Annotated in this window: 9 protein-coding genes and 1 pseudogene; 5 read left to right on the forward strand and 5 right to left on the reverse strand. The window is 70.7% G+C overall.

Annotated elements, in window-relative coordinates:
• Positions 1-32 precede the first annotated feature (32 nt).
• Genes H4W31_RS01790 through H4W31_RS01805 form a run of 4 tightly spaced genes read left to right on the forward strand, consistent with a single transcriptional unit; the run spans position 33 to position 4,817 of the window.
• Positions 33-1,064, forward strand: a complete 1,032-nt coding sequence (locus H4W31_RS01790) for an NAD-dependent epimerase/dehydratase family protein (protein WP_192765039.1) — start codon at positions 33-35, stop codon at positions 1,062-1,064.
• Entirely contained in the window at positions 1,061-2,281 is a 1,221-nt protein-coding gene (locus tag H4W31_RS01795) for a class I SAM-dependent methyltransferase (protein WP_192765040.1), read from the forward strand. Before H4W31_RS01790 ends, H4W31_RS01795 begins: the two co-directional genes overlap by 4 nt.
• A 13-nt stretch (positions 2,282-2,294) precedes the next feature.
• Positions 2,295-3,209 carry a glycosyltransferase family 2 protein gene (locus tag H4W31_RS01800; RefSeq protein ID WP_192765041.1) on the forward strand — a complete coding sequence of 305 codons (915 nt, stop codon included), beginning with the start codon at positions 2,295-2,297 and terminating at the stop codon, positions 3,207-3,209.
• A complete protein-coding gene (locus tag H4W31_RS01805; protein WP_192765042.1) occupies positions 3,210-4,817 on the forward strand; it encodes a lipopolysaccharide biosynthesis protein in 1,608 nt (535 codons plus the stop codon).
• Between the two features lie 12 nt (positions 4,818-4,829).
• On the opposite strand, the gene H4W31_RS01810 is transcribed toward H4W31_RS01805, so the two are convergent.
• The 5 genes and pseudogenes from H4W31_RS01810 to H4W31_RS01825 form a co-directional block, all read right to left on the reverse strand.
• Positions 4,830-5,015: a DUF397 domain-containing protein gene (locus H4W31_RS01810; protein ID WP_192765043.1), complete on the reverse strand. Its 186-nt coding sequence runs from the start codon at positions 5,013-5,015 to the stop codon at positions 4,830-4,832.
• Entirely contained in the window at positions 5,006-5,809 is an 804-nt protein-coding gene (locus H4W31_RS01815; RefSeq protein WP_192765044.1) for a helix-turn-helix domain-containing protein, read from the reverse strand. The genes H4W31_RS01810 and H4W31_RS01815 overlap by 10 nt, the downstream gene beginning before the upstream one ends.
• 78 nt (positions 5,810-5,887) lie before the next feature.
• Complete coding sequence (locus H4W31_RS44655; protein ID WP_404825681.1) at positions 5,888-7,360, reverse strand: PKD domain-containing protein; 1,473 nt, start codon at positions 7,358-7,360, stop codon at positions 5,888-5,890.
• 366 nt (positions 7,361-7,726) lie between these two features.
• A pseudogene (locus tag H4W31_RS44660) lies at positions 7,727-8,734 on the reverse strand (PQQ-dependent sugar dehydrogenase); the annotation flags it as partial.
• 282 nt (positions 8,735-9,016) lie between these two features.
• Entirely contained in the window at positions 9,017-11,809 is a 2,793-nt protein-coding gene (locus H4W31_RS01825; protein ID WP_318782977.1) for a PQQ-dependent sugar dehydrogenase, read from the reverse strand.
• A 489-nt stretch (positions 11,810-12,298) separates the two neighbouring features.
• Between H4W31_RS01825 and H4W31_RS42405 the strand changes: the two genes are divergently transcribed.
• Positions 12,299-13,660 carry a glycosyltransferase family 4 protein gene (locus tag H4W31_RS42405; RefSeq protein ID WP_225945351.1) on the forward strand — a complete coding sequence of 454 codons (1,362 nt, stop codon included), beginning with the start codon at positions 12,299-12,301 and terminating at the stop codon, positions 13,658-13,660.
• Positions 13,661-13,666: the final 6 nt, after the last annotated feature.

The raw sequence follows: 13,666 nt of genomic DNA on the forward strand, positions 1-13,666 counted from the left end.
CCTTCTCACCCGGCGACGACGGGAGCTTTGCCGTGCGTGTTCTCGTAACCGGCCATCATGGTTACCTCGGCGGCGTACTCACCCCGATGCTGCGCGCGGCCGGACACGACGTGACCGGCCTGGACACCGATTACTACCTGGACTGTCTACTTGGTCCGCCGCCACCGGACGTACCCACGATCCGACTCGACCTGCGGGACGTCGGGCCCGAGCACCTCGCCGGATTCGACGCGGTGTGCCATCTCGCCGCCCTCTGCAACGATCCGATCGGCAACCTCAACCCGGAACTGACCTACGAGATCAACCACCGGGCGACGCTCCGGCTGGCCAGGGCCGCCAAGGCCGCCGGGGTCACCCGGTTCCTCTTCTCCTCCTCGTGCAGCCTCTACGGGGCCGGCACCGACGACCGGCCGTTGGACGAGGAGGCCGGCTTCGCGCCGGTCACCCCGTACGGCGAGTCGAAGATCCGCGCCGAGCAGGACCTCGCCGGGCTCGCCGACGACGACTTCTCCCCGGTGTTCCTGCGCAACGCCACCGCGTACGGCTTCTCGCCCCGGCTCCGGGGTGACCTGGTGGTCAACGACCTCACCGCACACGCACTGCTCACCGGCGAGGTCCGGCTGCTCTCCGACGGCTCCGCCTGGCGTCCGCTGGTGCACGCCGAGGACATCTGCGCGGCCTTCCTGGCGCTGCTGGAGGCGCCCCGGGAGCAGGTGCACGGCCAGGCGTACAACATCGGGGTCAGTACCGAGAACTACCTGATCCGCGACGTCGCCGAGCTGGTCGCCGAGGTGGTGCCCGGATCGCGGGTCACCTTCGCCGGTGGCGCGTCGCCGGACGCCCGCAACTACCGGGTCAGCTGTGACCTGGTGACGGCGCGGGTGCCGGGCTTCCGTCCCCGCTGGACTGTGCGCAAGGGGATCGAGGAGCTGGTCGAGGCGTACCAGCGGCACGGGCTGACCATCGAGGCGTTCCGGAGCGAGCGGCACCAGCGACTGCGTCAGATCCGGGCGCTCACCGACGCCGGCCGGCTCGACACCGAGCTGCGCTGGAGTACCCGGTGACCGATGCCGGTACACCGGCCGGGGTACGGCGGTCGGTCCACCGCTGTGCCGCCTGCGGACGTCACGACCTGGTCCCCTTCGCCGACCTGGGCGAGATCCCGGTGTTCTGCGGTGTGCACTGGGCGAGTCGGGCCGAGGCACTGGCCAGCCCGCTCGGGCGGATGTGGCTGGCGTACTGCCCGGAATGCGGGTACGTGCGCAACCTCGCGTTCGATCCGGACGTTCTGGTCTACGACACCACCATGGACACCAACCTGCACCACTCGCCCGCGTTCGGAGCCTTCTCGGCGGAACTGGTCAAGCACCTCGCTGAGCGGTACCCGCTGCGCGGCGGCACCGTCCTCGACATCGGCTGCGGCCAGGGCGAGTTCCTCCGTGAGCTGTGTTCCGTGGCGAACTGCCGGGGTCTCGGCTACGACGCGATGTACGCCGGCACGGTCGGCCCCGACCCGTCGGGCGCGGTCTTCCACAGCGGGCCGGCGCCACTGAACGACGGCACCCCGGCGTTCGACCTCGTCACCTCCCGGCACTGGTTCGAGCACCTCGACGACCCGTTCGGCTTCCTCGTCCGGCTGCGCGAACTCGCCGGGACCAGACCGGTGTACGGCTACCTCGAGGTGCCGGACGCCGCCTACGACCTGGCCACCGCCGGCTGGGAGGTGATCTATCCGCACGTCTCCTACTTCGACGGGTACTCGCTGTGCCGGATCGCCCAGCGGGCCGGCTGGCGGGTGACGGACACCGGGCGGCTCTTCTCCGGCATGTTCCGGTTCGTGGAGATCTCGGTCAACGCTCCCGGACCGGTACCCGGGAGCGGGTTGTCCGGGGCGGCGCTGCCCGGCCTCGCGGACCGGGAGCGGCAGCTCACCTCGATCGCCGGCTTCGCCGGGCGGCACGCCGCCGAGCGGAAGCGCTGGCGCGACACCATCGACCGGCTGATCGCCGACGGCGACCGGCCGGTGCTCTGGGGTGCCGGCTCGCGCGGGGTGCAGTTCCTGCACCTGGCCGACCCGGACCGCCGGCTGGCGGCGGTGGTGGACGTCAACCCGCGCAAGTGGGGCCGGTACCTGCCGGTGACCGGGCACGAGGTGACCGCCCCGGCGACCCTCGTCGGTTCGGACACCCGCTCGGTCATCATCACGAACCCGGCCTACCGCGACGAGATCGACGCCGCCCTTCGCCAGCTCGGCGTGACTGCCACGCTGCTGGTCGCCTGAGCGGAGGGAACTGATGGAGCCAGCGCCCCGGGTGACTCTGGGCGTCCCCCTCTACAACGCCGAGCGCTATCTCGAAGACTGCCTCGACGCGCTGCTCGCCCAGGACTACCCCGACTTCGAGATCATCATCAGCGACAACGCGTCGACCGACCGGACCTGGGAGATCTGCGAGGCGTACGCGGCGCGGGACGCCCGGATCCGGCTCTACCGCAACCCGCGCAACTTCGGCGGCCACGTCAACTACGCCCGGGTGGTCGAGCTGGCCCGGGGCGAGTTGTTCAAGTGGGTGGCGTACGACGACGTCTGCCTGCCGGCGTACCTGCGCACCTGCGTGGCTGCCCTGGACGCCGCCGGCCCACAGGCTGTGCTCTCCTATCCCCGTACCGTGCTGATCGACGAGGCCGGCGAGGTGATCGGCCCGTACGCCGACCGGCTGGACCTGCGTGATCGGCGACCGTGGCGCCGGGTCGCCGGAGTGGCGAGGAACATCAACCTCTGCCACGCGCACTTCGGCGTCTTCCGGATGTCCGCGCTGCGCCGGACCGGCATGATCCGCCCTTTCCTCTCCTCGGACTACACGCTGATCGCCGAGGTGGCCCGGCTCGGCGAGATCCACGAGGTCGACCAGCCGCTGTTCCTGCGCCGCATGCACGGCGGCTCCACCCGGCAGGCCGAGGGCGCGACGGCGGCCTCGGCGCTGGCCTGGTACGGACAGGCGGGGCGGCGGGTCCGGGCACCCCGGATGCGGATGCTCGCCGAGACGCTCCGGATGCTCTCCACCGGCTCCGAGCCGCTGGGCACCCGGATCAGCTCCGCGGCGGCCTTCCTCGCCACCTGGTGGGCCCGCCGGGTCCGGGTCCGGCTCGGGCGGCTGCGCCGCAGCGTGGTCCGCCGGATCCGGGCCAGTACGGCAAAGGGCAACGCCTGAATGGCTGACATCCCACCAGGCACCGCAGCGGGGACGGGCGCGGTCGCGACGGACCCGACGCCGGGATCGACTGATCCGGAGCAGGCCCGGACGGGCGGCGCCGGACGGCTGCACTCCGCGATCGGCTGGTCGTACGTCCTCACCGCCGGTCGGATCGGCTCGTCGATCCTGGTCACCTTCCTGCTCGCCCGGCTGCTCGGGCCGAGCGAGTTCGGGTTGGTGGCGATGGCCACGGTCTTCATCACCGTGGCACAGACCCTGATCCAGCAGGGGCTGGTCTCCGCGATCGTGCAGCGCGACAAGCTGACGCCGGAGCACCTGGACGGCGCCTTCGTCGTACTGGTGCTGGCCGGTCTGGTGATCGGCGGGCTCACCGCCGCCGCGAGCCCGCTGTGGGCGCTGGCCAACCGGGCGCCGGAGCTGACCACCATCTGCGTGGCGCTCTCCCCGCTGGTACTGCTCCAGGGGCTCTCCATCGTGCCCGAGGCGGTGCTGCGCCGGGAACTGCGGTTCCGCGCGGTCGCCATCCGTACCCTGCTCGCCTCGCTGCTCAGCGGCGCTGTCGGGGTGGGACTGGCGCTGGCCGGAGCCGGCATCTGGGCCCTGGTCGCGCAGCAGCTGGTCAACGCCGTGGTCGGCCTGGTGGTGCTCTGGGCGGTCTGTCCGTGGCGGCCGAGCCGGCGGCCCCGGCTGTCCGGGATCCGGGACCTGCTGGTCTTCTCCGCCCACTCGGCGAACGCCGGCCTGGGCCTGATGCTCAGCTCCAAGGCGGACGTCATCTTCACCGGCCTCTTCTTCGGACCGGTGGCGACCGGCATCTACCGGCTGGCCGCCCGGCTGCCGGACATGCTGGTCGACGTGACGGTCCGCTCGCTGCAACAGGTGGCGCTTCCCTCGCTGTCCCGGTTGCAGCGGGACCGGGCCGCGCTCGCCGCGCACCTGAACCAGCTCCAGCACCTCGGCGCGCTGGCCGGGCTGCCGGTACTGGGCGTGCTGGCGGCGACCGCGGATCCGCTGGTCACCCTGCTGGGTCCGCAGTGGGCCGGGACCGAGGTTCCGCTGCGGCTGCTCTGCCTCTTCGGCGCCGTCAACGTGTACGGCGTGCTTCTCGGCCCGGCGTTGCAGGCGATCGGTCAGCCGGGCAAGCTCGCCGCGATCCTGTGGACCCGGGGAGTGCTCGGGGTGGCGACGCTCGCCGCCGTCGGCACCCTGCTGACCGGATACAGCGACCTGGCCGAGGCGACCGCGGTGGCGCTGGCCGGGATCGGCATGCAGGTCATCGTCACCGCGCTCGCGGTCTGGGTCACCGTACGTCGGGCGGCGCAGGCGTCGATCGCCAGCTTCCTCGTGCCGACGCTGCCGGCCGTACTGGCCGCGATCACCGCCGCGCTGGTGCCGCTGGCGTACGGCTGGATCGGTCTGTCCGTCGGGCCGCTGGTCGGCCTGCTGGTGCTCGGCGGTACGGCGGGACTGATCGCCGGGGTGCTGCTCTGGGTCACCGACGCCCGACTACGCCGACTGGTACTGACCCGGATCCCCGAACGCCTACGGAACCGGATACCGCTGCGCCGCTCCCGGTCCACCCGGAGCGGCCCCAGCGAGGGGTAGCGGAAAGCCCCGTCAGCCCCTGACGTTGGCCACGAACGCCCGCCAGGTGGCCGGGCCGAAGGTCAGGGTGCCGCCGGCCCGGTCCTTGCTGTCCCGGACCAGCACCCGGCCGGGCAGGTTGTCCGCCACCTCTACGCAGGTGCCCTGGTTGGAGTTGCTGCGGGTGCTCGTGCGCCACCGCGCGCCTGTCACGTCCATCTCTCCGCCACCTCCCGGAACTTCTCCATCGACTGCTGCGGGGGCAGTGCCTCACTCAGTATCGCCTCCCAGCGTCGGCGTAGCAGCTCCACTTCCTCGGGCCGGACGGTCACCTGCCCCCGCAGGGGGTTGTCGAGGTAGGCGATCTCCTCGTCGCTCGGCATGGCGGCGATGACGAACTGCCCGTCCAGCCCGGGATAGGCCCCCACGCCGACCGGCACGACGTGCAGCCGAAGCCGTGGGTGCTCCGCGCCGAGCCGGGCCAGCTCCAGGCACTGCTCGCGCATCACCTTCGCGCCGCCGATCGGCCGGCGCAGCGCCTCCTCGTCCAGTACCGCCACGATCTGGGGCGGATCGTCGACGTCCAGGATCCGTCGCCGTTCCAGTCGGGCGGCCACCCGCTTCTCCACCTCGGCCGTCCGCAACGCGGGGTTGCTCGTAAACACCGCGCGGGCGTACTCCTCGGTCTGCAACAGGCCCGGCACGTACGCGTGCTCGTACCAGCGGAGCAGGACCGCATCGCGCTCCATCGCGGCCCGCTCGCGTACCCAGGGCGGCTCGTCGTCCAGTCCGGACAGCTCCGTCCACAACCGCTCGAAGAGTCCGCCGGTTTTGAACGCCTTGTCGATCGCGCGCAGGTAGTCGAGCTTGGGCAGCCGGGTTCCCACCTCCACGGCACTGACGTGCGAGCCGGAAAAGTTGATCAGTTTGCCCATCTCGTCCTGGTTCAGGCCCGCCGCCAGCCGGATCCGCCGTAACTCCCGAAGCAGGAACTCGCTGAACGGATTTCCCATCGGTCCTCCCACGTCCTGATCGAACACGTCGGCACCCGATCGTAGCGAGTTGATCTACACAGCGTGAGCTATGACTCGTCAACCCGCCGCCGGTGGGGTGAAGATGATCGCCTTGTTGTTCGCCAGCACGAGCTGGTTGTAGGAGTACTGCACCGCGCCGGTACCGGTCGCGTTCTCGATGCCGACGGTCGCCGAGTTGCCCAGCTCCCGCCCGGAGTTCAGCGCGGCGTAGTTGAAGATGATCTGCCCCCACTCGGAGATGACCACCTCGAAACTGATCCGGGCGGCCGGCGCACCGGACAGACCCATGTCGCGCCACTCGACCACGAACTGGCGGTCCGGCGCGGCGCCCACCACAGCGGTCCGGACCCGCGACTCGGGATGCATCACCAGGTCGTCCCAGAACGGGTAGAGCGTGGCGTTCGGTGCCGCCGCGTTCGGCAGCGGCCGGTTCGCCGGCCAGGATCCCCGCGAATCCACAAACGACAGTGTCCCGTTGGTGTCCACCCACGCCCTGGAGTAGTTCTGCCCGTAGAACGGGACCGGGAACGGCAGCGACACCGAGGCGCTGTCGTTGTCGCCGGTCAGTGGCAGCTCGGTCGGACCGGCCGGCACGAAGGGCACGGCGGTCTGGGTCCGGCAGGTGTAGCCGTAACTGTCCGCGCAGCTACCGGGCGCGCCGTCGTAGGTCGCGGTGTAGGTCCGCGCGGTGGCGGGTGCCGTGATCACGTGAGTCGCTGCGCCGCCGTCCGACCAGTTCTCGAAGGTGTACGTCGCCGGCCCCAGGCTCTGTGGTCCGGGCGCGCTGAGCGTGTTCGTAGACCCGACGATCACCTGGGTGCTGTTCGGCGTGGTGAAGTTCCGGCCGTTCATGTTGAGCCGCAGCCCGGCGGGCTTGGTCGCCAACGCGATGTTCACGGTCTTCGGGTCGAGCCGGAGCGTGGTGCTGCCGGTCAGCCCGCCACTGTCCCGGGCGGTCAGGGTCAGCTCCAGATAGGACGGATACTCGTGGTCCGGAGCCGGGAACGATCCGGAGGCCGCCCCGGTCCACTCCCGCACGGGATGGCTGTGACAGTTGTCCGGCGTGCTGCAGTGCTGCTGGACCAGTTGCCAGGAGAGCCCGGAGGCCGGCAGCGTGCCCTGTTGCGGATCGGTGGCCCGGCCGCTGAAGGTGACGGTCTCGCCGACCGACCAGCGCAGCGCCGTCGTCGGGGTCTCGATGATCGGCACCGGCGCGGCGGTGCCCACCCTGATCTGCACCGTCGCGGTGTCGCTCAGTCCGGCGAAGTCGACCACCCGCAACCGGGCGGTGTAGGTGCCCATCGACGGGTAGCGGTGACTGGCGGTCAGTCCGGTGGCGTCGACGGTGCCGTCGTCGGTGAAGTCCCACTGGTACTCCAGGATGTCGCCAGCGTCCGGGTCGCTCGATCCGACGGCGTCGAAGGAGACCGTCAACGGCGCGTTCCCGCTGGTCGGGGTCGCGTCGAGCACCGCGTTCGGCAACTGGTTGCCCGAGCTGTAGTGGAACCGCCGGACCGTTCCGCCGGTCATGTCCACGTAGTACAGGTCGTTCTCCGGCCCGATCCGCAGGTCGACGGCGCCGGCGGCGGACGCGAACGGCACGATCCGGGCCGGGTCGGGCAACCCGTTCGCGCCCGTCCGCATCGCCCAGATGCAGCCCCGGGAGTAGTCGGCGAAGAACAGGGCACCCGCGTACGTCGCCGGATAGCTGCCACCGCTGGTCGGGTAGAACGCCACGCCGGACGGGGACGAGCCACCGGTACGGCAACCGTCGCCGGGCGCCACGACCTGGCTGTGCTGGTAGGTGTAGTACGGCGGCGTCACCGTACCGGCGGGTGCGGCGTAGAGGCTCTCGCAGAGCGTCAGGTTCGCCGCGTTGTAGCCACCCTGCGGGGCGTTCCCCTCGTAGCAGGGCCAGCCGTAGTTCCGGACCGGCCCCACCGCGGGGTCGACGATCCGGTTTATCTCCTCCCAGGTACGCCATCCGACGTCGCCGACCCACACCTCGTTGGTGCCCGGACGGAACGTCCAGCGGAACGGGTTACGCAGCCCGTACGTCAGGATCCGTCGGCTGTTCGGGTCGGCGCTCGCGGCCAGCGGGTTGTCCGGCAGCGCGGCTCCGGTGGTGGGATTGACCCGGATCAGGGTGCCGGAGAGGCCGGTCGGGTCGCCCGGGGTACGGATGTCCTGGGAGCGCAGTGCGCCGCCCTCGGCGGTCGGCGGCGTCACCGCCGAGCCGGCCGGGGCGGGCGGGTCGCCGCACGGGTTGGCCGGGCTGCCGGCCTGGCCGTAGTCGGTGAAGGTGGCGGACGCACCCTCGCCGCCGGCGACGTACAGCGCGCCGTCCGCACCGAACGCGAGGTCACCGATCGAGTGGCTGTCGATCTGGTGACACCAGTCGTGCAGCAGCACCTGCTCCGGGCCCGTCATCACGTTGCCGCTGGCCCGCAGCCGGGAGACCCGGGCGCTGGCCCGGCAGTTCCCGATCACCGGGCAGGCGTCGCGGTAGGTGGGGGCACTGCCGCCGATCACCCCGTCGTAGGTGTAGCTGACGTAGACGTACGGGTCGGCGGGAAAATTCGGGGCCAGGGCCAGCCCGATCAGGCCGAGGTCGGTGAAGTCGTACACGTTGGTCCGCAGGTCTGCGAAGACCGTCGCGGAGCTGTCGGCGAGGCTGTCGAAGACCTTGACAAGTCCGCTCTTCTCCGCCACGAAGACCCGCCCGTCGGAGGCGAAGACGAGTTTGGTCGGCCGGGTCAGTCCGGTGAACACCACCTGCTGGGTGAAGCCCGCCGGTACGGCCGCGGCGGGCCGGGGGCCGAGCGTCGGCAATCCGACCATGATCGGCGCGCCCAGCACGAATGCCAGGATGAATGCCCAGACACGTTCCCCCACGCGCGACATGACGGTCTCCCTCCGAGGGCGGAGCGACCGGGTCCGGCGCTAGTTGCCCGCACCTAGGATCACCACTCATGCCGTAACTGGCTGTCACGAGGTTGACCAACGGCGCTGGCCGACCGGATTGTCTTAACGGCCGATCAGCATCCCTGGTCAGCCGTTTGCACAGCCGGTCACGCGGGCCGGATTACCGCCTTCGAGGAACGTGCGGAGCAGCCTCGTACGGCCGAACTCGGCCACGTTGCGCAACTCCCAGTCGAACCGATGCCGGGCCCTCTCGACCCTGGGTCACGGGCGGAAGACGATCGACGTCCCGTTGACCAGCACGGGCTGGTTGACCGAGAACGGCAACGCGACGGTGCCGGCGGCGTTCTCGATGCCGACCGTCGCCGAGTCGCCCCGCTCCCGACCGCCGGTGTCCAGATCCCGGTAGTCGAAGACGATCTCCCCGTTCTCCGCCAGTGCCGCCGCGAAGCTCAGCCGCGCGGACGTGGAGCCGTACAGGCCGACGTTGCGCCACTCGACCACGAACCGCCGCTCCGGCGCCGTACCGGTGACCGCGGTCCGGACGCTCGAATCCGCCCGAACGTACAGGTCGTCCCAGAACGGGTACACGGCGGCGTTCGGCCGCTCGGCGTCCGGCAGTCCCCCGTTGACCGGCTGCGCGCTGACCGGGTCCACGAACGACACGAATCCGTTGGCCGACACCCAGGCCCGGGAGTACGCCTGGCCGAACAACCGGACCGGGAACGGCAGCGCCACCTCGGAGACCGCGTCGTCCCCGGTCAGCGACAGCACCCCGCCGTCCGCCGTCGGCCAGGGTCGACCGGTCTCGGTCGTACAGGTGTAGCCGGAGGCGGCACCGCAGCCGGCGGCACCGGCGTACGTCGCCGTGTAGCCGGTGGCGGTGGCCGGTGCCGTGACGACGTGCGTCGCCGCACCCCCGTCGGACCAGTCGGCGAACGAGTACGGCACCCCACCGACCTGCTGCTTCCCCGGCGCGCTGACCGTGTTCGTCGACCCGACGATCACCGTACGGGTGAACGGGGCGGTTCCGGTGATAGCGCCGACGCTGAGCTGCAGCCCGGGCGGGTTGGTGGCGAACGTCAGGTCGACGGTGTACGGGTCGAGCCGCCGTACGACGGTGTTCGCCAGCCCCTGCGCGTCCGTCGCGGTCAGCTCCAGCTCCAGATACGACGGATACTCGTGATCCGGCGCCACGAACGAGCCCTCGGCCACGCCCGACCACTCGCGTACCGGATGGGTGTGGCAGTTGTCGACCGACTCGCAGTGCTGCATCCGCAGCCGCCAGGACAGCGCGGACGCCGGCAGGGTGCCCTGCTGCGGATCGGTGGCGTGACCGCTGAAGGTCAGCGTCTCGCCCACCCGCCACTGGGTACCCGGTCCGGGGGTGTCCAGCACGGCCGTCGGAGCGCCGTTGCCGGGCTGGATCCGCACCGTGCCGCTCGCCGAGACGTCCAGGGTGTCGGTGACGGTCAGCGTCGCGGTGTAGCTGCCGTTCTCCGGGTAGCGGAAGCTGGTCGTCGGGGTGGTGGCGTCGACCGTGCCGTCGCTGGTGAAATCCCACGCGTAGCGGAGCCGGCCCGCGTCGGCCGGGTCCGGATCGGTCGAGCCGGTGCCGTCGAACGCGACGGTGAGCGGCGCGGGCCCGCTGGTCGGCGTCGCGCTGATCACCGCGGTCGGCGGCTGGTTGCCGGGGAAGTACCGGATCCGCCGCACGGTGCCGCCGGCCATGTCGGCGTAGTAGAGCTCGCCGCCCGGCCCGACGGCCAGGTCCACCGGCCCGGCGGCGGCCTGACCGAACGTCTGGATGTTCGCCGGGTTCGGCAGTCCGCCGGCCGTACCCGGGCGCATCGCCCAGATGCAGCCGCGCGAGTAGTCGGCGAAGAACAGCGCTCCGGCGTACGCCGCCGGATAGCTGCCGCCGCTGCCGGGATAGAACGCCAGTCCGGATACGGCGTCCCCGCCCGAGCCGCAGGTCTCCCCGGGCACCACCGCCGCGCCGTGGTTGTAGGTGTAGTAGGGCGCGGTCTGCCCGGCACCGGTGTAGAGGGTCTCGCAGAGGTTCAGGTTGGCGTTGTCGTAGCTGGCCATCCGGCCGGCGCCCTCGTAACAGGGCCAGCCGAGGTTGGTGACGGCGGCGGTCGGGTCGACCACCCGGTCGATCTCCTCCCAGCCGTTCCAGCCGACGTCGCCCAGCCACACCTCGTTGGTCCCCGGCCGGATCGTGAACCGGTACGGGTTACGGGTTCCGTGCGCGACGATCCGGCGGGCGTTGAGGTCCGCCGAAGCGATCAGCGGGTTGCCGGCGGCGGCCGCCCCGGTCGCCGGGTCGAGCCGCAGCACCGCGCCGTCCAGGTTGGTCGGGTCGGCGGTGGTCCGGACGTCCTGGGACCGCAGCGCGCCGCCCTGGGCGCCCGGGGGCGTCATGGTGCCGCCCGGCGGGTCGCCGCACGGATTCGCCGGGCGGCCCAGCTGGCCGTAGTCGACGGCGCTGAAGCTGGCGCCGTCGCCGGCACTGGCGTAGAGCATGCCGTCGGCGCCGAAACGCAGGTCGCCGACGGAGTGGCTCGGGTACTGCTGGCACCAGTCCTGAATCAGCACCTGCTCGGTGCCGGTCATCACGTCACCGCCGGCCCGCAGCCGGGAGAGCCGGCCGGTGACCAGACAGCGGCCGTTGTTGGCGTCGGCGCAGACGTCGTTCCACACCGGCGCGGTCTGCCCCGGCGGTGCGTCGTAGGTGTAGAGCACGTAGACCCAGGGATTGGCCGGGAAGTCGGCCGGCAGCGCCAGTCCGAGCAGGCCACGGTCCCACTGGTTGTGCACGATCCTGGACAGGTCGGCGAAGACCGTCGGGGTCGGGTCGGCCAGGTCGGCGAAGACCTTCACCCGGCCGCCCTTCTCGGCCACGAACACCCGGCCGTCCGGGGCGAACTCGATGTTCGTCGGCTCGGTCAGCCCGCTGAAGACGACCTGCTCCTGGAAGCCCGTCGGCAGGGTCACCGCCGCCGCCGGCTCACCCCGAAGTGGACTCAGTACGCTGACCAGGAGTGTCAGCACCAGACTCGTCCCTATGCCACGACGCAGGCGCACGACGCACCCTCCCCACTGTCCCGGATGCCGCAGTCCGCAACCGTACCGTCGGCCGCCCCGTCGGCACAGGGTAGGTTTCCGGGCAAGCGTTGCGGGCTTCCCGCGTCAAATCGCGTTTCCGGGCGAAGATCAATAAATCGGTTCGCTCCCGACAGCTATCGCAACGCTCTCTCGCCTGTATAAGTGAATTCGCCCCCATCGGACGCCGACCCACCGGTGAATGAGCGAAGGAACAATCGTCCGATCGGTCGTTACCTTGTAAGTAAGTCGACACATCCGCCATTCTTCGGTCCTTGCCCCCGCCGGGCTGGTAGAGCAGTGTCTTTGTAGGACGCCGGTCGGTAGCGGGATACCTCGGTGTGTGAGCTTTGCTTCCTTTGGGTCGCGGCGATATTTCCAATTCGCCGCGACTCTCCATCGAAAACGTCGTCCGAGCTGCGCGGATGGGAGTTAGAGATGGCCGATCGACGCCCTCATGTGGTCATCGTGGTGGTCAATCTGCCGGCCGAGCGGGATCGCCGGGTGATCCGGGAGTGCCAGGCCCTGGAGGCAGCCGGCTACCGGGCCTCGGTGATCTGCCCACGCGGCCCGAGGCCGCTGACGGTGCTGCCGGGCACCACGGCCACCACGATCCTCTCGTTTCCCCAGCCGCTGGCCGGAAAGGGCGTACTCTCCTTCGCCGCCGAGTTCGCCTGGGCACTGATCGCCGTGACCGCCCGGCTGCTCGGCCTGATGCTCCGTACCCGGGTGGACGCCGTGCAGGCGTGCAACCCGCCGGACGTCTTCTGGGTGGTCGGGCTGCTGATGCGGGCCCTGGGCCGGCCGTTCGTCTTCGACCACCACGATCTCAGCCCGGAACTGTACGAGTGCAAGGCCGGCGAGCCCCGAACGAGTGTGCTGTGGATGCTCCGGCTGTTCGAACGGCTCTCCTGGCGCTGCGCCACCGCCGTGGTCGCGACCAACGAGTCGTTCCGCGAGCTGGCGATGAACCGGGGCGGATGTCACCCGGACAAGGTGGTGGTGGTCCGCAACGGCCCGGCGCTCGCCGAGGTCCACCGGGACCGGCCCTCCCCGGCGGAACCGCTGGCCGACACCGGCAACGGCAACGCCTCCGGCAACAGCAACGGTTCCGGCAACAGCAGCGGCAACGGCTCCGACAACCGCAACGGCAACGGCAACGGCTCCGGCGACCCGCGACAGAAGGTCGTCTACGTCGGCGTGATCAACCCGCAGGACAACGTCGAGGCCGCCGTACTGGCCGCCGAGCGGTTGGTGGGGCTGCGCGGCACCGACGACTGGGAGCTGGTGGTCGCCGGGGACGGCGAGAGCATGTCGGAGCTGCGCCGGCTGGCCATCCAGCGGGGGATCGAGGACGTCGTACGGTTCACCGGCTGGCTGGAGGCCGACGAGGTCGACGAGTTGCTCTGCTCGGCGTCGATCGCGATCCAGCCGGACCTGCCGAGCCGGATGGCCGAGATGTACACCATGGCCAAGACCGTGGAGTACGTGGCCCGGGGCGTACCGGTCGTCGCCGTGGACCTGCTGGAGACCCGGCGTACCGCCGACTCGGCCGCGAGCTACGTGTTGACCGGCAGCCCGGACGAGTTCGCCAAGGCCATCGACCAGTTGCTCAGCGACGAGCATGCCAGGGCGGCGATGAGCGTCACGGGTCGACAGCGCTTCATCGATGAGCTCGCCTGGGATCACCAGGTGAAGTCGTACATCCGACTGTGGGATCGATTGCTCCGCCCGTCGCCGAACGGCTACAACCAAGTTTCATCGGGTAACGGGGCCGATGCCGCGCGCCTGCCAATCTGACGCATT

It is taken from the genome of Plantactinospora soyae, assembly GCF_014874095.1.
GTDB classification, from domain to species: Bacteria; Actinomycetota; Actinomycetes; order Mycobacteriales; family Micromonosporaceae; genus Plantactinospora; species Plantactinospora soyae.